This window comes from Arthrospira sp. PCC 9901 (assembly GCF_059013425.1).
Genome location: NZ_CP102296.1, coordinates 3,520,171 through 3,539,846, shown reverse-complemented (window position 1 = coordinate 3,539,846; position 19,676 = coordinate 3,520,171). Strand labels below are relative to the sequence as shown.

The 19,676-nt window shown below is 48.4% G+C and carries 14 protein-coding genes and 1 pseudogene; 11 read left to right on the top strand and 4 right to left on the bottom strand.

All coding sequences use genetic code 11. From position 1 onward, the window contains the following. Window positions 1-105: 105 nt before the first annotated feature. Together NLZ44_RS15475 and NLZ44_RS15470 are read left to right on the top strand one after the other, a co-directional pair. Window positions 106-552 carry a hypothetical protein gene (locus tag NLZ44_RS15475; protein WP_493750372.1) on the top strand — a complete coding sequence of 149 codons (447 nt, stop codon included), beginning with the start codon at window positions 106-108 and terminating at the stop codon, window positions 550-552. Next, the gene (locus tag NLZ44_RS15470) at window positions 549-2,201 is read left to right on the top strand and encodes a hypothetical protein (RefSeq protein ID WP_493750371.1); all 1,653 of its coding nucleotides are present in this window, start codon (window positions 549-551) and stop codon (window positions 2,199-2,201) included. Before NLZ44_RS15475 ends, NLZ44_RS15470 begins: the two co-directional genes overlap by 4 nt. A gap of 112 nt (window positions 2,202-2,313) precedes the next feature. Here the strand turns inward: NLZ44_RS15470 and NLZ44_RS15465 are convergent, their stop codons facing one another. Then, entirely contained in the window at window positions 2,314-4,950 is a 2,637-nt protein-coding gene (locus tag NLZ44_RS15465; protein ID WP_493750370.1) for a CHAT domain-containing protein, read from the bottom strand. A 2-nt stretch (window positions 4,951-4,952) separates the two neighbouring features. Next, on the bottom strand, window positions 4,953-7,748 hold the full coding sequence (locus NLZ44_RS15460) for a two-partner secretion domain-containing protein (protein ID WP_493750369.1): 2,796 nt from the start codon (window positions 7,746-7,748) through the stop codon (window positions 4,953-4,955). A 69-nt stretch (window positions 7,749-7,817) separates the two neighbouring features. On the opposite strand from NLZ44_RS15460, the gene NLZ44_RS15455 reads away from it, so the two are divergent. From NLZ44_RS15455 to rimO, 3 genes are all read left to right on the top strand, one after another. Beyond that, entirely contained in the window at window positions 7,818-8,060 is a 243-nt protein-coding gene (locus tag NLZ44_RS15455) for a (2Fe-2S) ferredoxin domain-containing protein (RefSeq protein WP_493750368.1), read from the top strand. A gap of 14 nt (window positions 8,061-8,074) precedes the next feature. Then, a complete protein-coding gene (locus tag NLZ44_RS15450; protein ID WP_493750367.1) occupies window positions 8,075-9,187 on the top strand; it encodes a mechanosensitive ion channel family protein in 1,113 nt (370 codons plus the stop codon). Between the two features lie 156 nt (window positions 9,188-9,343). Further along, window positions 9,344-10,663 (top strand): 30S ribosomal protein S12 methylthiotransferase RimO, encoded by a 1,320-nt coding sequence (rimO, locus tag NLZ44_RS15445; RefSeq protein WP_493750366.1) that lies wholly within the window; start codon window positions 9,344-9,346, stop codon window positions 10,661-10,663. Window positions 10,664-10,788: 125 nt separating this feature from the next. Here rimO and aroA read toward each other — a convergent pair whose 3' ends face one another. After that, complete coding sequence (gene aroA / locus NLZ44_RS15440) at window positions 10,789-12,141, bottom strand: 3-phosphoshikimate 1-carboxyvinyltransferase (protein WP_493750365.1); 1,353 nt, start codon at window positions 12,139-12,141, stop codon at window positions 10,789-10,791. Between the two features lie 100 nt (window positions 12,142-12,241). Here aroA and NLZ44_RS15435 point away from each other — a divergent pair, with 100 nt between their 5' ends. Continuing rightward, window positions 12,242-12,733, top strand: coding sequence for a hypothetical protein (locus tag NLZ44_RS15435; RefSeq protein WP_493750364.1), 492 nt, complete (start codon window positions 12,242-12,244; stop codon window positions 12,731-12,733). On the opposite strand, the gene NLZ44_RS15430 is transcribed toward NLZ44_RS15435, so the two are convergent. Next, complete coding sequence (locus tag NLZ44_RS15430) at window positions 12,730-13,206, bottom strand: hypothetical protein (RefSeq protein WP_493750363.1); 477 nt, start codon at window positions 13,204-13,206, stop codon at window positions 12,730-12,732. The two genes, NLZ44_RS15435 and NLZ44_RS15430, sit on opposite strands and share 4 nt — an antisense overlap. Between NLZ44_RS15430 and NLZ44_RS15425 the strand changes: the two genes are divergently transcribed. From NLZ44_RS15425 to NLZ44_RS15405, 5 genes and pseudogenes are all read left to right on the top strand, one after another. Next, a complete protein-coding gene (locus NLZ44_RS15425; RefSeq protein WP_493750362.1) occupies window positions 13,206-13,382 on the top strand; it encodes a hypothetical protein in 177 nt (58 codons plus the stop codon). The two genes, NLZ44_RS15430 and NLZ44_RS15425, sit on opposite strands and share 1 nt — an antisense overlap. A gap of 63 nt (window positions 13,383-13,445) precedes the next feature. Continuing rightward, window positions 13,446-14,399, top strand: coding sequence for a hypothetical protein (locus NLZ44_RS15420; protein ID WP_493750361.1), 954 nt, complete (start codon window positions 13,446-13,448; stop codon window positions 14,397-14,399). A 58-nt stretch (window positions 14,400-14,457) separates the two neighbouring features. Next, window positions 14,458-14,784: pseudogene (locus tag NLZ44_RS15415) on the top strand (hypothetical protein); the annotation flags it as partial. A gap of 137 nt (window positions 14,785-14,921) precedes the next feature. Continuing rightward, window positions 14,922-15,863, top strand: a complete 942-nt coding sequence (locus tag NLZ44_RS15410; protein WP_493750360.1) for a hypothetical protein — start codon at window positions 14,922-14,924, stop codon at window positions 15,861-15,863. Window positions 15,864-16,192: 329 nt separating this feature from the next. Then, complete coding sequence (locus NLZ44_RS15405; RefSeq protein ID WP_493750359.1) at window positions 16,193-19,582, top strand: CHAT domain-containing protein; 3,390 nt, start codon at window positions 16,193-16,195, stop codon at window positions 19,580-19,582. Window positions 19,583-19,676 lie beyond the last annotated feature (94 nt).

The window sequence follows — 19,676 nt, the reverse complement described above, 5'->3', positions numbered from 1 at the left end:
TTGCGCTTATTTGATGACCCCCTTTTCGGGGAAGCCGGTTATGGGTCAGATTTTACCGCGATCGCCTTATAATGGAGGAGAGTTAAGCCATGATGAGGTCGGACGATGCCCAATGCTGAAAATGAACGAATTGTGCGGGCTTTTTTACTGCTTCTCCATCGAGAAAGCCAAAAACCAGAGAGTGCGATTATTCCCCCCAAGGCTTGGGAAACTTTAGGCGAACTGAAAGCCAGCCTCGCTCAAGCTAATGATGATGTGAGAAGCATAGCCCGAGGGATTACGAACTGGTGTCAAAAACATCAATATAGTTCAATTTTACAGGCTCTCCGACCCGTCCAAAGTGATGCCATTGATGAGTACGAAGACCCGGATGAGGACAAAACCGGAACGCAAATCCCGAGAATGACTAACTTATCGATTAGATTTGTGGAGGAAGACCCGGATGAGGACGAAACCGAAATGCCAATCCTGAGAATGACTAACTTATCGATTAGATTTGTGGATAAAATTATTACCCAAGCTCAAGGGCAACATGAGCAGCAATCCTCATGAGAGACAAGGTTATTTATGCCCCAGAAGTTCGATTGTTTACCTATCATTTAAAACTCCTGAAAACCACAGGACTCAATGAACCGGATCGGGATATCAATTTAAGGTCAATGATTGCCTATTATTTGCAGTTTTTGGCGGATTATGGGCTGGTGGATTCGCTTATTAAGAACTTAAAGAAAGACATTTTATCCCCTTTGGCAATTTTGTCAATTCTTGAGAGTTGGCTTCCGGATATTGAGAAAATTCAGGTCTTTGTATGGTGGGGTCAACAGAGAATAACTCTTCTCAAAGTCATAATTAATTTAGACAATCATCTGAGCAGATTTACCCTAGAAGATGTCATCCATGACCATCTATTTCGGTCGGATTTTGAAAAATTAACGGCTGCCAATAGTCCATTTTTTCAAATCATCAAAAATCCGGGCAAAATTGGCATTCAACGAGTTGATTTACCGTCAAAATATCGCGGTTGCTTCTACCCTCAATATATCAATGATAGCTATAGTTTTTTATTGCATTTACTCCATCCCCAGAAACGGGGAAAAGATGGGGTGAGATTCTCAGATATTGTGGAATTAAGACCCCCTGAGTCATTTTTTACGGGAACCTCGGCAACCCTAGACAAACCCCTGCAAACCCATCTCAAGCAAGCATTTTGGGGGACAACGATTCTGTTTAGTGGTTTTATCGACTCTCCCCCAGCGACTCTGGAGAAGGGTAAACCCTTGGCAGATGAACTCTTACAAAAACTGTTAGGAATTGACTCTCTAGCAACAGCGCCGCCCTTCTTAGCTTGTCGAGAGTTTTTAGGGGGATTTCTGTATGAGTATCAGGATGTTTATAATCGCCATTCCTACGGACAGATTTTGATTTTGCTGATTTTTTCAGAAGAGAGTAAGGAGAAACTCAATGCGGTTCAGTGGTCTTTACCGGAGTTGTTTTGTTATGAACGCAAGATTTGCCAAAATTACTTAGATAGTCGGGGGGAACATACTAAGGCTAATCAGGATATTGAAACGATAGAGGAGACCATTCGGACATTTCCGCCTAATATTGCGACGAATGTTCCGCCGGATTTATCGGAGGAAGAGTTAAGGTCATTAAAGCAGGAAATTAAGAATTTGTTGGATTTATCGTTGCGCTATTCCCAACGAATGCGGAGTTTGGTAATGTTCGAGAATACGATTGAGATTAATCGGCAAAATTATCTGGATACTTTGAGGCGAATGGAGGTGAAAAGTCAAGGTGATTTAACGGGTTGGCGGAATCAGGCAAGTCATATTTTTGGGACGTTTCAGGGACAAATTCGAGCCGATTTGGTGTATCTTCAGCAAGGGGAACGGCTGTTAGATACGGCAATTAACACGATTCGCGGTTTGGTGGAAATTGACCAAGCGGAGCGCGATCGCCTTTTGGAACATCAAATCCAAATCGCTGGCTGGGGTATTGGGGTGGGGGCGATTGTAGCTTCGACTTCGGCGTTAATTTTTCAGGAGAAAATGACCTTTCCCTGGTCAGATAATCGAGGTGATAATGTGCATCCTTTTACTATTGCTGTCTTGCTGAGTTTCGCCTGTGCTGGGTTAGGGGTACTCTTGGCGATCGCATTGATTAAGTTGGGGAAAAAAAGGCGATCGCCTTCAAATTAACCAGTGGGGGGTCAAAAAAACTTGGTTTCTGCGAGGGGTAGAAAGAGGGAACCTTATCTAAAGTTAATTTTGGTGATTCAGTATGGGTAGTCTACCAGAGAAACCGGGTGGCTTACAGCCAATTACCGATTAAAACAAACGCCGCCCAATAGTAGGGATCTCGATATCTCGGTTCCTGGAGTAGGGATAATTGGGCTTGACGTAGAGCCTCGGCTTTGCCTATATTGGAGCTAGTTAGGACTCGGTAAAACTCAGCCATGAGAATGGCGGTTGATAGGTCATTAACTTGCCAGAGGGTGGCTAATGTGCTGCGCGCACCCGATCGCACTGCAACTCCTGCAAGTCCTAAAGCCGCCTGGCGATCGCCTGTAGCCGTTTCACACGCACTGAGGACTAATAATTCAATCGGGTTTCCCTCAGCCGTATTACGCAGCAATTGGTCTAGGTCCTTAACATTAATCCGATCATCCCAGGTTAGCAGAAAAGTCTCTTCTGCTTGTGAACTAAACTGACCGTGGGTAGCTAAGTGCAAAATATTTGAGGGGGGTCTCAGGGATAAATTATCTTCCACCTGGGGGCGGGTGAATTGCTGATTGAGCAGCACCCTAGATGGTATACTGGAGTTGATCATCTCCAGTTCTATCTCAACGGCTGGCAGAGGATCGAATCCTTGGCGGGCTTCACTTAAACCCACGGCTAGGGTTTTCAGGTGGCGGCGATTTAGCGATCGCGCTTCTAACAGTTGCAAGCCTGGGGTGAGGGCAATATTATATTTTTCCAGTAGATATTGCTGTCCGTCGTGAAGGGCTGCCATGGGTATATTTCGCAGGGAACCATCCAAGACAAATACTAGGGTACTAATGTCTGATTGCGCTAGGTCTGCTTCCGCTGGACGAATTAGCCAATTATAAACCTGTTGAGACAGCCGCCACCGTTCAGCAGTGGAAAATATCGGACGTAGGGACTGCTGCATTTTCTGCACAGTTTCCTCTAGCTGCTGCTGGTCAATAGGGGTAGCATAGTTACGCAAAGGCTGACCGGGTACTGATAAAATCACCTCTAGGCGATCGCTCAGTATAATCGGGTAAAGTACCGCTGAGTGAGGGTCAATACCATCAATTTGTTCCGGACTGCTATCTAAACAAGCCTCCCGGAAAAAGTTGTCAAGTTCCGCCAGTTGCAGGGATTCCATTAATTCCCTCGCTGTGCGAAGATTCTCCTGGGAAACTGTACCCGTCACCGGATCTGGTCGTAAGATTAAACTCACCAATTCTCGATAGACTGGCTCTACACTATCACGAAAGGAGTTCTGCACGTCCGTATTGATGGCTACCAGGTCTGTGCGTAAAGATTCCAAAGTTTGCACGGCTATTTTATAGGTAGCGATCGCTTCAGCGGTCCTTGATTGCGCCTTCAGCAGCCTTCCTAGCTGCCACTGCCATCGGTAGCCTATATCCGGTGCATTGATGCTTTGAGCGATAAATAGACCCCTCTGGGTTAACGTTTGCGCCTTACTCCATTGTTGAGTCTGTTCATAAATTCCCCCTAATAGTCCCAGGGCGTAGGCTTGGGATCTGGAGTCTTCTAAGGCGATCGCCTCTTCAATAGCCTCCTCCAGTAGTGCGATCGCCTCTTTTCGGGACAACTCCTGATTAATTATCGGTGCATTTTGTAGGCGGATCAGGCTTTCCGCCAAATTAATTCGCCCCTGAATTCCCACTCTCGCGGGTAGAGAAGCATCGTTTAACAAAGACTCCTGACCCCTAAACTTTTGCCATAATTCCACCGCCTCCCCCCACTGTTGATAATCTACTAACAGTCGGAGGAGGTTTAAATTAGCTGGCAGTTTAGTAGTATGATTAGCCGTCAATGCTGCCGCCTTTTGATAAGCTGCTAAAGCATACTCAAAGTCCCCTTGGCTGCGGGCGGTATTACCTAAATTCAGCCAAATTCTGGCTTCTGTGGCTGATAAGTTTAACTCCTGGGCGAGGTTAAGGGCGGTTTCTAATACTGCGCGAGATCTATCTAAGTCTCCCAGCATTAGCAGGGTATTTCCCAAACTGTGGAGGCTGGCAACTTTTAAGGGAGAGTCCGTAGCCTCCCCCAAACGATCCGCCAATCTTTCCAGGGTATTTAAAGCCTGGCGATATAGTCCTAGGGCTTGTAGGGCTTGACTCTGATTGATTAGGCTGCGGTATTGTCCGGGGATATTTCCTAGCTGTTGATAAATGGTTTCCGTGCGTTTCCAGGTATCAAAGGCGGCTTGGGGTTTTCCTTGGGCTAATTGAATTTGTCCGGCAATATTTAGGGTATCAGCAAGTATGGATTTTGGGGGTGGTTTTTGACTCTCTAATTTAGCGATCGCTTCCGAGATAACTAATTCCGCTTCGGGGAGTTGACCTAACTCTTGATACACTAGGGCTAAATTACTTAAAGCGATCGCCATATTAACTTGATCATGGCGATCGGCAAATTCCGCCGCCGCCGACTCCAGGACCCTAGCCGCTTCCCTAAACCTTTGGACTTCATATAAATCTCGTCCCTGTTGGATTAAATTCGGCGGTAATTCTTGGGCGATCGCTGGTAGTAATGCTAGACAAATTCCGAGGATAAATAGCCACCGAATAGTTACCCCTTTATATACTCCAATTAAACCAGCAATTTTTTCCCATATTCCCAACAGAAACTCCCCCCATTGGCGGCGGGTAGAGATTAACTGAGAGTTAGGGGGAAATCCGGGTTTTCTCATAGTCACCTCCCACAGGCTGGTAACCCTAAAGGATAAGGCGTAATTTGGGGCGGGTTAGCCACCAATTGCACCCGACCATCAGCCCCCAAGACCAACCCTTGAGCCTCCACATATACCGGCGTTTTACTATCCGAATTTACCTGATATCTATGATTAGGATTAATCGCCCTTGGTGGATTTTCGGACACCACAGCATCAATCCAATTAACTAATACCGCATCCCCCGTAAAAGCATCACTAGGCGCAGGAGGCAAACCGCCGCGACCCGTCACCACAAACTCACTCCCCGCATAGGGAGAACAGCCCACCACTACCAATGTGGACGGATCAATAACATCAGTAGGAAGAGTCACCAAACCAGAATTGGGGTCAATTTCCGGGCTAGTAATTTCCACAGTCCCGCTAAACTCAGCCCCCAATTCACTGGTAGCAGTAATATCACTAGCAGGAGTTTCGCGATCGCGAAAAGCCGTGCCAAAAATGCCCCTAGCTTCAATAGCAACTCGGCCACCTCTCCCCTGTTGAGCATTAGCAGTAATATCGCTATTTTCCAGGGCAATTAAATTATCAGTAATAATGCTAATATTACCCCCATCAGCACTACCAGCATTAGTAGTAATGCGAGACTCTCTAAACATTTCCAAACGCGGTGTCACCAGAGAGATATTTCCGCCGCTTCCCGCTGCTGTCGCCGCCGATAGAGTCCCTTGATTATCCAACAAAATCGACCCAGCTTGAATATTCAAATTCCCAGCCGCACCTTCCCCGGTTCCCCGCACCCCAATTTCCGCACCATCTCGGACTACTAGGCGATCGGTTACAATTTGTAAATCTCCGGCTGCGCCTTCTCCACTTGTGTTAGACTCAATAGCACTGGGGACGATACCATCGCCAATCACTCCAAAGGATACTGATTCCACAGAGGGATCTACTCCCACACCCACCCCAATCACCTCCACGGACTCAGAGGCGCGGATATTCAATTCCCCAGCCCGTCCTTCGCTACCTGTAGCAGAGGAAATTTGTGCGCCGTCTCGGACTACAATGCGTCTGGCGGTTATGTTTAAATCTCCGGCGGGAGAAGTTCCCGGTAGTCCTTGGACCGTTAGCAAAGCGGAGGAAGTGAGTAACCCGCTGAGAAACCGACCATCAGGAGAGAGTCCGACTAACTCTATGGTGTCCGCGTTGACCGTTAAGTTACCACCTTTTCCCGCACCCGTGGCGGAGGTAGATATCTGGGTTCCGTCTCCCACGAATAATTCCCCGGCGTTAATGGTAATATCTCCCGCATCACCAGAACCCAAGGTAGCAGCAAATAAACCTCCCGGTAATGCCACCCCCGGCGATACCCCCCTCAATTCTACCGTATTGGCTCTCACTGTCAAATTGCCACCCCTACCGCTGCCATCTTCACCGGGACTCGTAGCAATAAAGCCATCATTGATAACCTGTAGGCGATCGCTTATTATATCTAAATTTCCCGCATCTCCCAAACCATTAGTCCCCGTCAGCAACAGAGACCCTTCTAGGACTCCCACCCTATCAGCCCTAATATTAATATCCCCCCCAGGTCCAGCCACAAAAGTAGCAGTCACCACACTCGCGCCATAATCAAGATTAAGGTTAGGCGTGATGATATTAACATCTCCAGCCTTTCCCACATTAGCGCTAAACGTAAACACACCGCCGCTAACTTCCAGCGGGTTAAAAGTACCATCAATAATTTGGTTAATCACTTGTGAAGGCTGGTTTCCCCTCAAATTAACCGACTCGTTAGCATTGATGTTAACGCCACCACTATCACCTTCTCCAAAAGTCGCAGCCGAAATAACCGCCCCCCCATTGAGATTAACTTGATTAGCATTAATAGTGATACCCCCACCGTTTAACTCCCCAAACGTATCTGCAGCCAGCCGAGAGTTACCTGTCAGGTTGATGTTTCTCCCAAATAGTCTAATGTCTCCTCCCCCCAAGCCGCTAGTCGTGACACTACTGCTGCGAGTTAGTTGTATATCTCCCCGCTGTGTGGGTTGGTTAGCAGCGACTCCCGCTTGTAGTTGCCAAATTCCCCCTCTCATAGCTGCCAGTTCGATATTACCCCCAAAGGCGCTAAGATGACCCCCTTCTAGGTTAATTTGTCCCCCCACTAGCGTAATAGCCTGTCCGGGTTGCACTTGTAAACCTGTGGGACTCGGTTCGCCTTCCAGTCCGATACCTACCGCTTGGGAACGGTTCGTAATTGTTGACCCAGCCCCGTTTAATTGCAGCCCTATGGGGGTGTTAATAGATAGCAGAGGGGGGGACTGTGGTTGGGTGCTTAACTGGGTTCCATCGTTAAAAATGAGGCGGTCTGCGGTACTGGCGAGGAAGGAACCACCGATGTTAAGTTGGGCGTTAGGACCGAAAATGATACCGTTGGGGTTGAGGAGAAATAGGTTGGCGACTCCGTTGGCTTGTATCAGACCATCAATATTTGATGGCATTCCCCCCGTTACTCGGCTGATAATGTTCTGAATATCTAGGCTATTGTTGAATAGGGCGACGCTACCAGTGCTAAGGGAAAATTCCCCGAAGCTATGAAAGAGGTTATTTCCCGCTTGGGTTCCACCTTCGATGTTGATAATATTGCCTTGGGGGGTGACTATACTATTTTGGGGTAGAGTTCCATCTGGTCTAATCTGGGCTTGGGCGGGTGATGATAACGTACACAGGTTAAAATACATGGCACAAGCCATTAAACCAAGAAACCCTGGTTGATAGGAAATTTGCCGTGGTTGCTGTGATTTTTGCCTCAACACTTTAACACTCGTGCAGATTCAACCCTTTCTGCTACCCAATTTTAAACTATCAGGACTTTTTTCGCTCTAATGTCTGTATCTAACTCTATCCAAATCATAATATGTCATAATCGCACCTGTCGTAAACAAGGCGCAGCCAAGGTTTTACAGGCTTTTCAGGCTGCCAATTTTTACGTCGGGGTCATTACTCCTAGCGGCTGTCTGGGGTCCTGTGGTAATGGGCCGATGGTTTTGGTTTTACCGGAGCAAGTCTGGTATGATCACGTTACACCAGAACAAGTCCCCAGTATTTTGGGATCTATTGACAGTTAACAGTTGAAAAATTGATGATGGATAGTTTAGAAATTTTACAATATGAATTATTGACAAATACCCTATCTGATTATTTAATCGCTTTTGTGATTATTGTGTTGGGTATTTTAGCTATCAGAGTCATCGAACAAATGATTTTGAGGCGGTTAAAACTCTGGGCGGTCAAAACCAATAGTCGGTTAGATGATGCCTTGGTGAAAATTGGGGATAGAGCCCTAATCCCCCTGGGTTATGTGGGTATATTTTATGTGGCAATCACTAACTTATCATTGCACCCAATTTTCGCAAATTTAATTAATGCGATCGCCTTAATTTTCTCCACCTTTTTAGGTGTAAGGCTGGTGGTATCCCTCGCTGAATATGCTATGCGGTTATACTGGTTAAATCGTCGAGAAATCGAAACCGTAGACCGCGCCCTAAATGCCCTATTGCCAGCCATTCGCACCGCCGCCTGGGGATTAGGAATTATCTTTGTGCTAGATAACCTCGGCTTCAATATTTCCGCCGTGGTAGCGGGTTTAGGAATTGGGGGTGTAGCCATTGCTTTAGCCTCCCAGGGAGTCCTACAAGACCTATTTAGTTATTTCTCCATCCTGTTCGATCGCCCTTTTGAAATCGGAGATTTTATCGTAGTGGGGGACATGGCGGGAAGCATCGATTATGTGGGAATTAAAACCACCCGCATTAAAAGCATAAGTGGCGAACAAGTAGTAGTTCCTAATACCAGCCTCACCGCCTCTCGTATTCATAACTATAAACGCATGGAAAGGCGGCGGATACTGTTTAAAATTGGTGTCATCTATGAAACCCCCCAGGAGAAACTACAACAAATTCCTGCCCTCATTCGAGAGATTATCGAACCCATAGAAAACACCCTATTTGACCGGGCGCACTTCTCAAGTTTCGGAGACTTTAGCCTAGACTTTGAGATTGTTTACTACGTTCTCAGCAGTGATTATGCCATGTATATGGATATTCAACAGCGGATTAACTATCAACTAAAATCCGCCTTTGAAGCCAGGGAGATTGAGTTTGCTTATCCAACTCAAGTCACCTATTTTGATGGTCTGAACAACCCCAAAAACAGCCCCAGCCGTGAACCTCTCAGCCAGATTTTGAACCCTTAGAATAAAAAGCGCCCTCACACTTACCCAAAATTTCGGAAACCGGAACTACAGAAAAGTAGTTATTGGTTGACTGATACCATTGCCAATTTTCAGGTTAACAGCTATAATAGTATACTTGTACTGTTCCGAGTTTGTGCATCCAAACTTTTACCAACTATGGCAACCAAGCCAACGATAGCATTTTCCCATTTAGGTTGCGAAAAAAATCGCATCGACACCGAACACATGATCGGTTTATTAGCCGAAGCCGGATATCAAGTAGACTCCAACGAAGAGGCTGCTGATTATGTGGTAGTGAATACCTGTAGTTTTATTGAATCAGCCAGAGAGGAGTCCGTCAATACCATAGTTGAACTCGCCGAAGCCCATAAAAAAGTAGTGATTACTGGGTGTATGGTGCAACACTTCCAGGAACAATTACTTGAGGAACTTCCGGAAGCTGTAGCAGTAGTAGGAACCGGAGATTATCATAAAATTGTTAATGTAATTAATCGGGTAGAAAAAGGCGATCGCGTCTCGGAAATTTCTGCCGACCCCACCTATATTGCTGATCATACCGTCCCCCGTTATCGCACCACCACAGAAGGGGTGGCTTATCTACGGATAGCCGAAGGGTGTAACTATCGCTGCGCCTTTTGTATCATCCCCCACTTGCGAGGAAATCAGCGATCGCGTACCATTGAATCAATCGTTACCGAAGCCAAACAATTGGCAGATCAGGGAGTCCAGGAATTAGTGTTAATCTCCCAAATTACCACTAACTACGGAACCGACATTTATGGTGAACCGAAACTCGCAGACCTGATCCGCGCCTTGGGTAAAGTTGATGTACCCTGGATCAGAATGCACTATGCTTACCCCACCGGACTAACTCCTAAAGTCATTGATGCGATCACCGAAACCCCCAATTTTCTCCCCTACCTAGACCTACCCCTGCAACATTCCCACCCGGAAATTCTCCGCGCCATGAACCGTCCATGGCAGGGTCAGGTTAATGACCAGATTATTGAGAATATTAAAACCGCTATGCCTAATGCTGTAATTAGGACTACTTTTATTGTCGGTTTTCCGGGAGAAACTAACAGCCATTTTGAACACCTCCTCAAATTTGTGAAACGCCACGAATTTGATCATGTTGGCGTCTTCACCTTCTCCCCCGAAGAAGGAACCCCCGCTTATACTCTTCCTAACACCGTATCCCAGGCGGTAATGGACGCGCGACGGGATGCACTAATGCAGGTACAACAGCCAATTTCTCTCAAGCGTAACCGCCAGTGTATTGGTGAGGTAGTGGATGTTTTAGTTGAACAAGAAAACCCCTCTACAGGCGAGTTTATAGGGCGATCGCCCAGGTTTGCGCCAGAAGTCGATGGTTTAGTATATGTAGAAGGAAACGCGCGTTTAGGGTCCTTAGTTTCCGTGAAAATCACCGATGCTGATATTTATGACCTCTATGGTCACACCCTAGAAAATTAACCCACAATTAATAATTATTGTCGGGTTTCTACCCCAGCAGTCAAGAAACCCGGTTTCTCAAAGAAACCGGGTTTCTCAGCCCATAATTGACAGCCGAACCCGCCCCCCTCCACAATTATTAATTATTAATTATTAATTATCAATTGCTGTAAACTTTGCACAAAATCCGGGTAGGAAATAGCCGCAGCTTCGGCGCGATGAATGGTGGTAGAACCCGCCGCATTTAAAGCAGCGATCGCCAAACTCATAGCGATACGATGATCCGTGTCACTGTCAACTTCAGCGCCGCGCAAAGGGAAGCCGCCAGTAATTTCTAAACCATCAGGTAACTCGGAAATTTTCGCCCCCATTTTAGTCAATTCCGTAGCCATAACCTGAATGCGATCGCTTTCTTTAACCCGCAATTCCGCCGCATCTCGGATGGTAGTAGTACCCTCGGCAAAAGCCGCCGCCACTGCCAAAATCGGAATTTCATCAATTAACCGAGGAATCAAATCCCCCTGAATTTCACAGGCTTTTAATGGCGAGAAACGGACTCGTAAATCTGCCACAGGTTCCCCCGCCACAAGTCGTTCTCCTTGGGATTGAATATCAGCCCCCATCATAGCCATAGCCTCCAAAATCCCCGTCCGGGTGGGATTAACCCCCACATTTTCGATGGTTATATCCGAACCCGGAACAATAGAAGCCGCCACCAACCAGAAAGCAGCCGAACTGATATCACCGGGGACAATCACAGTTTGCCCCTGCAATTTAGCCGGTCCGAACACCGTCACGCTGTTAGTGTCTGGATTGACCGTTAATTGCGCCCCAAAAGCCTTTAGCATTCGTTCCGTGTGGTCCCGTGACAAGGCGGGTTCCGTCACGGTTGTAGCCCCTTCTACCATCAATCCAGCCAACAAAATACAGGACTTGACCTGAGCCGAAGCGATGGGCGAATGATAATGAATCGGTTGGAGTTGTTGACCATGAACCGCCAGAGGAGCGAAAGAACCCGATCGCCGTCCCCAAATAGTCGCCCCCATTTGGGTGAGAGGTGCAATCACCCGATCCATTGGTCTTTTGACCAGGGAACTATCCCCTGTGATAGTAAAGAGGCGATCGGGGTGAGAAGCCAAAATCCCCAGCATTAGCCTCATGGTAGTGCCAGAATTGCCAGCATCAAGGATGCGATCGGGTTCCTGTAAATTACCGATACCACAGCCTTTCACCTTAATCTGTTGTGAGTTCAACTCGGAAATTTCTGCCCCCAACCCAGAGAAACATTCAGCGGTGCTGCGAGGGTCTGCACCCAAGAGTAAACCCTCAATGGTGGTAATTCCTTCTGCTAGGGCTCCTAACATTAAAGCGCGGTGGGAGATAGATTTATCCCCAGGAATGGTAAGGCGACCCTGGAGGGATAAACCGGAAGAGGGAGGGTTAATTTTGAGTTTCTGCTGGTTTTCTGTATTTTCTAGGGTGACAACTACAGATGGCATTAGGATAGATGTAGATAAGGATTGATATTCAAATCCTATCGCTTTAGGGGTCCTGAGTTACTATCGGGACTGAAAATCCTATCAATTAACAAGATATTTTATGCTCACTCATCACCGTAAGCCTGTTAGTCTATCTTGGATTTCTACCGATTTACCGCTGCGATCGCAAATTGAGACAGCGGCTACCCTGTACCAAAAAGACAAACAGCAGTTTCACTTTATCCTACAGGAACCAGATCTGTTCGACTACCAATCCGAGAGTGACGGCGATCGAGTCCCCATTGTAGCACCATGTCACAAGCCCAGACTCTTGTGGTTGGAAGTGTCCCCTGCTCGTGCCGTCATGACTATGCAGGGGAACAGTAACTTTAGCTATCGTCATCTATGGCAAAAAGGGATGTACGGGCTCAGTCGTTATTATCTCCAGGGTCAGTCGGAGTCTTTACCGAATCAAATTCGCCTACGGAATTTTACCCGCGAGTTAACTTTAGTTGGTTATCCCCTGCCAGAATTTTTGCGACTGGAGTATGAATTATGGTCAGAAAATTTGCGCCTAGGTAACTATATTTTACTGCTCGAAATTCATCACTAATTAGTAGCTTTTGGCGGACAATAAACTATAATTTGCTCGGTGAGGGTATCATGGTGATCGGCAGCTTCCTGAGCCATTAGGGTGGCTTTTTGCATTTGTTCTTGGGCTTGTTTAAGTTGTTGTCGTCCTTGAAAGCTGACCGGGATAGTTTGTCCCGTTTCCAGCACCTGAGCCATCAGGGTTAGACCTAGGGCAATATCCCGGAAACTCTGGGTATAGCTACTTTTAAAAGTTTGTAGTTCCTCGTTGTGAATATCTAGGTTTTCCACTTGGCTGGCGATGCCGTTCAGTTCTAAGGCTAACTGTTTGGTAGTGGCTATATCGTAGCGATCGCCTTTAGCCGTAATTAAAGAATTACCCCGGTGTACCACATCAATTAGTTTTTGACATTGTTGGGCTTTGAAAGGATAACAGCCGACTAAAGTAGTTGTCAGCAAGCCGAATATTAAACACTTACCACGAGATAAAACCATTGGCGATCGCACCTTCCCACTTATTGGATTTGTTGATTGGTTTAACTGATACCTGCCTATTATTTCAAAAAACTACCCCCATGGCAAGACATCATAACGAAAATCACCCGGTTTCTGAATCGTGGGGTCAAGAAACCCCCTTTCTCAGTCTGCGGGGGGGTGAAGGCAGCAGTTGAGGGCTGCTGTGGGAGCCAGACTAGAGTATAATTAATAATTAGAGACCTCGAAAACAGCTATAAATGACCCGATTTATCTACGACCAATTCACCAAGCAATATATCCAGGAACTCTTAAAGCCATTAGGTCAAACTGAAACCAGCAAAACCCTAGCTTCAGAAAGGCGAGAAATTGACATCTTTTTCACACCCAACCCCGAAAATATCGCCTCGGCGAGTAACCTAGGCTTATTAGGAAGATTAGCCACCACCCCAGCCGTTTTTGAGCCTTTCAGCAATCCCGTTAAACCCGGAGAAATTCGCAGTTGTCTAGTGAAGATATTAGAGATGAAGGCGCAATGGGAACGCCAAGCCAAACGGGAAAAACGACGGCTCGCTCCCGGAGAATCACCCCGGTTGTGGATTCTGACCCCGACCGCATCCCCTGCCATCTTAGCAGATTTTGGCGCTACGGTAGACCTGGAAAACTGGATGAGTGGCGTGTACTTTCTCGCCAAGGGACTGGAAAGCGCTATTATAGTAATCCACCAACTACCGCCGACAGCAGAAACCCTATGGTTGCGGATTTTGGGGACGGGGAGAGTCCAAAAACAAGCCTTGCAAGAACTCTATCAACTACCAGGAGACAATCCCACCCGAGAAACCACGCTAGAATTACTGTATAACCTGCGCGCGATGCTAGAAGCGCGGCAAAATTTAGACCCAGAAGAGAGAGAGTTAATTATGGAACTATCACCCCTGTATTTACAACGGTTACAAACTGTTAAGGAAGAAGGTATCCAACAAGGAGTTCAGCAAGGTATCCAGCAGGGTATCCAGCAAGGTATCCAGCAAGGAGTTCAGCAAGGACAGCGATCGCTCCTAGAAAGTATGCTACAAGTGAAGTTTGGGGCGGTGGATGCCGAATTAGCTGAGATTATCGACCGGTTGATTGCAGTTCCCCCATTGGAACAAGCTCAGTTGATTTGGCAGTTATCACGGGAAGAACTTTTGGCTCGCTTTTCCCGTGACATATAACCGGGGGGTTAAGAAACCCGGTTTCTCAAAGAAACCGGGTTTCTAACAGTATACAGACCCAGAAGAGAGAGAGTTAATTATGGAACTATCACCCCTGTATTTACAACGGTTACAAACTGTTAAGGAAGAAGGTATCCAACAAGGAGTTCAGCAAGGTATCCAGCAAGGTATCCAACAAGGAGTTCAACAAGGCATCCAGCAAGGAGTTCAGCAAGGACAACGATCGCTCCTAGAAAGTATGCTACAAGTGAAGTTTGGGGCGGTCGATGCCGAATTAGCTGAGATTATCGACCGGTTGATTGCAGTTCCCCCATTGGAACAAGCTCAGTTGATTTGGCAGTTATCACGGGAAGAACTTTTGGCTCGCTTTTCCGGTGACTTGTGAACCGGGGGGGTTAAGAAACCCGGTTTCTCAAAGAAACCGGGTTTCTCAGTTGGCGGGGTGAAGGCAGCAATTGAGGGCTGCTGTCGGAGCCAGACTAGAGTATAATTAATAATTAGAGACCTCGAAAATAGCTATAAATGACCCGATTTATCTACGACCAATTCACCAAGCAATATATCCAGGAACTCTTAAAGCCATTAGGTCAAACTGAAACCAGCAAAACCCTAGCTTCAGAAAGGCGAGAAATTGACATCTTTTTCACACCCAACCCCGAAAATATCGCCTCGGCGAGTAACCTAGGCTTATTAGGAAGATTAGCCACCACCCCAGCCGTTTTTGAGCCTTTCAGCAATCCCGTTAAACCCGGAGAAATTCGCAGTTGTCTAGTGAAGATATTAGAGATGAAGGCGCAATGGGAACGCCAAGCCAAACGGGAAAAACGACGGCTCGCTCCCGGAGAATCACCCCGGTTGTGGATTCTGACCCCCACCGCATCCCCTGCTATCTTAGCAGATTTTGGCGCTACGGTAGACCTGGAAAACTGGATGAGTGGCGTGTACTTTATGCCGAAGGGACTGGAAAGCGCTATTATAGTAATCCACCAACTACCGCCGACAGCAGAAACTCTATGGTTGCGGATTTTGGGGACGGGGAGAGTCCAAAAACAAGCCTTGCAAGAACTCTATCAACTACCAGGAGACAATCCCACCCGAGAAACCACGCTAGAATTACTGTATAACCTGCGCGCGATGCTAGAAGCGCGGCAAAATTTAGACCCAGAAGAGAGGGAGTTAATTATGGAACTATCACCCCTGTATTTACAACGGTTACAAACTGTTAAGGAAGAAGGCATCCAGCAAGGAGTTCAACAGGGTATCCAGCAAGGCATCCAGCAAGGTATCCAACAAGGACAGCGATCGCTCCTAGAAAGTATGCTACAAGTGAAGTTTGGGGCGGTGGATGCCGAATTAGCTGAGATTATCGACGGGTTGATTGCAGTTCCCCCATTGGAACAAGCTCAGTTGATTTGGCAGTTATCACGGGAAGAACTTTTGGCTCGCTTTTCCCGTGACATATAACCGGGGGGGTTAAGAAACCCGGTTTCTCCGAGTATACCCCATCCCCACAGAGGGAGCCGACAATATCCAAGAGGCGATCGCTTCCTGACAAGGGGCCTGTACATCCTCCTTACCCCTATAGGGCCTCAACACCCCACGCGACCTCGGCTCTGACCCGCAAAACTGGGAAATCGCCGCAGGCTACGACCAGGCCATTTGCGCGGTGGATGCCCAATGAGCTGAGATTAACCCGGTTGCTCGGAGTCGCGGGGTGGGGTATAATCGAGTTGGGGTCGCGCGAGGCTTCACCGCACCGACTACACCGAAACAAGACTCAGGGAGGCGGAACCATGTCGATTTGGCGTGAGAAATGGCAAAATCTATGGCAGAGGCTCAACATCCTATTATTATTCGCCTCCCAGTCTCCCAGAACCTCCGACCTCACTGTTGAGGGGATATCCCCTGAGTATTTAGCAATTGGGTTAGAAATCCTGGAAGCCCAAAACAGCGGGTTAACCAGTAGAAGTGAGTATTTAGCAATTTGGTTAAAAATCCTGAAAGCCCAAAAAAGCGGGTTAAGCAGGAAAAAAGTTTATCCCATTTTCCAAAAATACCAAGATAAACTCGACCTTGAGTTTGCCGAAACCCTCAGCCAATGGTTTCACTCCCAACTTGACCCCAAACGTATTAGGAAAAATGAAGACCTCGCCAAACATCTTAATAATTTTGCTGTTTATATTCAGCAATTCCCATTAGGCAGTCGAGCCAATAATCTGGAAATTGCCATTGTTGCCTACCAAGCCGCCTTAGAAGTCATAACCCGCACGGCATTTCCCAAAGATTGGGCAATGACTCAAAATAACTTGGGGAGTGCCTACCAAACCCGCATCCGGGGAGAGCGAGCCGACAATATCGAGTCGGGGATTCGCTGCTACCAAGCCGCCTTAGAAGTCTTCACCCGCACGGCCTTTCCCTATGAATGGGCAACGACTCAAATGAACTTGGGGGCTGCCTACTGGAGCCGCATCCGGGGAGAGCGAGCCGACAATATCGAGTCGGCGATTCGCTGCTACCAAGCCGCCTTAGAAGTCATAACCCGCACGGCATTTCCCTATGAATGGGCAACGACTCAAACGAACTTGGGGAGTGCCTACTCAAACCGCATTAAAGGAGAGCGAACGGACAATATCGAGGAAGCGATTCGCTACTACCAAGCCGCCTTAGAAGTCTTCACCCGCACCGCCTTTCCCTATGAATGGGCAACGACTCAAACGAACTTGGGGAGTGCCTACTCAAACCGCATTAAAGGAGAGCGAACGGACAATATCGAGGAAGCGATTCGCTACTACCAAGCCGCCTTAGAAGTCTTCACCCGCACGGCATTTCCCGAAGATTGGGCAAGGACTCAAATGGGCTTGGGGAATGCCTACCAAACCCGCATCCGGGGAGAGCGAGCGGACAATATCGAGTCGGCGATTCGCTGCCACCAAGCCGCCTTAGAAGTCTTCACCCGCACCGCCTTTCCCGAAGATTGGGCAAGGACTCAAATGAACTTGGCGATTGCCTACTCTGACCGCATCCGGGGAGAGCGAGCCGACAATATCGAGTCGGGGATTGGCTGCTACCAAGCCGCCTTAGAAGTCTTCACCCGCACCGCCTTTCCCTATGAATGGGCAACGACTCAAACGAACTTGGGGAGTGCCTACTATGACCGCATCCGGGGAGAGCGAGCCGACAATATCGAAGAGGCGATTCGCTACTTCCAAGCCGCCTTAGAAGTCTTCACCCGCACGGCATTTCCCGAATATTGGGCATGGACTCAAAATAACTTGGGTCTTGCCTACTGGAGTCGCATCCGGGGAGAGCGAGCGGACAATATCGAGTCGGCAATTCACTGCTTCCAATCCGCCTTAGAAGTCTACACCCCCTCCTCCTTCCCCCTAGACTGCCTCAAAACCGGACGCAACCTCGGCAACTTCGGCTATGACCTGCAAAACTGGGAAATCGCCATCGAAGGCTACGACAACGCCATCCGCGCCGTGGAACAAAGCCGGGACTGGGCGACCTCCCCCGACACCAAACGGCAAATCATGGAAGATGCCCTGCCCCTCTATGGCAAAATGATACAAGCCTGCATCCACCTGGAACGCTACGACCAAGCCCTGCTGACTGTGGAGCGCAGTAAGTCCCGCACCCTGATGGAAATGCTCACCAGCGCCGACCTGGTTCCGAAAAACGCCACCCCCGAACAACAGGAACAATACCGCCAACTCAACCGGGAAATCGCCGCCCTGCAACAATCCTTCGCCCCCACGGAGAACCCCACCGACGGGAAGACGGGGACACCGGGAAGCCGGGAAATCCGGGCAAACCTGGAACTCGCCACCGCCACCGAGGCACGGGAAACCACTCCCCTGCAAAGCCTGCTCCAACAACGGCAAACCCTGCTGGCGGAAATCAACGACCCCGCCTTTAACGCCTTCCAGACCGTGCGCCCCCAACTCCCGGACTTTCGCCAACTCCTGACCCCGGAAACGGCTCTCATCGAATGGTATCTCCCCCAAGACCCGAACTTGGGAGCCTGGGCGTTCACCGTCACCCTAGACGAAGACCGCCCCCATATCGACGTTCACTGCTACAGCGCCGACCAACGCCAGCGCCTCGACCAATTCAACCAAACCTACTTCGCCGACTACCGCCAAGCGAGTTGGTATCAAGCTCTAGGCGATCGCCTGGATGACCTCGCGGAACATCTCCACCTGTCCGATATCATCGCCGCCCTCCCGGATACCTGCCAAAGGCTGATTCTGATTCCCCACCTCTACCTGCACCTGTTCCCCCTCCACGCCTTATCGGTTGACCTCAACGCCCCCGCCACCCCGTTACTGGAGCGCTTTAGCCAAGGGGTCAGCTACGCCCCCAGTTGCCAAATCCTGGACTACCTCCACCACCGCCCCCAACCCGCCACCGCGCCCCAATTCTTCGCGGTGCAGAACCCCACCCAAGACCTCAACTATGCCCAAATGGAGGTGGAGTTCATCCGCCCCTACTTCGACCCCAACTGCTATATCCTCAGCCAGGAAGCCGCGACGAAATCCGCCCTCAATCGCCTGGAAACCCTAGAGAAACTGCGCGAGAGTCATCTGATTCATTTTTCCTGTCACGGAGCCTTTGACGGCGCAAATCCCCTCAATTCCGCTATTATTTTGGCAGGGGATGCACCCCTTGAATCTGACCCCACAGAGAAAAAACGCCAGACCCTGACCCTCCGGGATGGTCGCCGCTTCGACACCGCACAGCAAGGCTTAACCCTAGGGGAAATTTATCGGAATTTAGACATTCCCGCCTGTCGTCTGGTGATGCTTTCCGCTTGTGAGACGGGACTGATGGGGAGTTTATTAACGGATGAATATATTGGGTTAGCCAGTGGGTTTTTGTATGCGGGAACTCCTGCGGTGGTGAGTAGTTTATGGTGTGTGGATGATTTTGCCACGGCTTTTTTGGCGATTCGTTTCTATTATGAATTGCGCCAAGATGAGCGGGTGGTGATGGCGTTACATCGGGCGCAAAATTGGCTGAGACGGGTTTCGGTGGAGGGGTTTTTAGAGTGGTGTGGTCAGGGTTTGAAGATGACGGAGGAGGAGTGTGAGATGATTGATTTTAAGTTAATGGATTATGATGAGTGTTGTCCGTTTGGCGATCGGCGTTATTGGTCGGCTTTTGTGGCGATCGGCTTGTAATCAATTAATAATGAATAATGAACAATTAATGAATTGTAGGTTGGGTGAAGCGCAGCGGAACCCAACACGGAACCCAACCAGCAACCCAACCCGA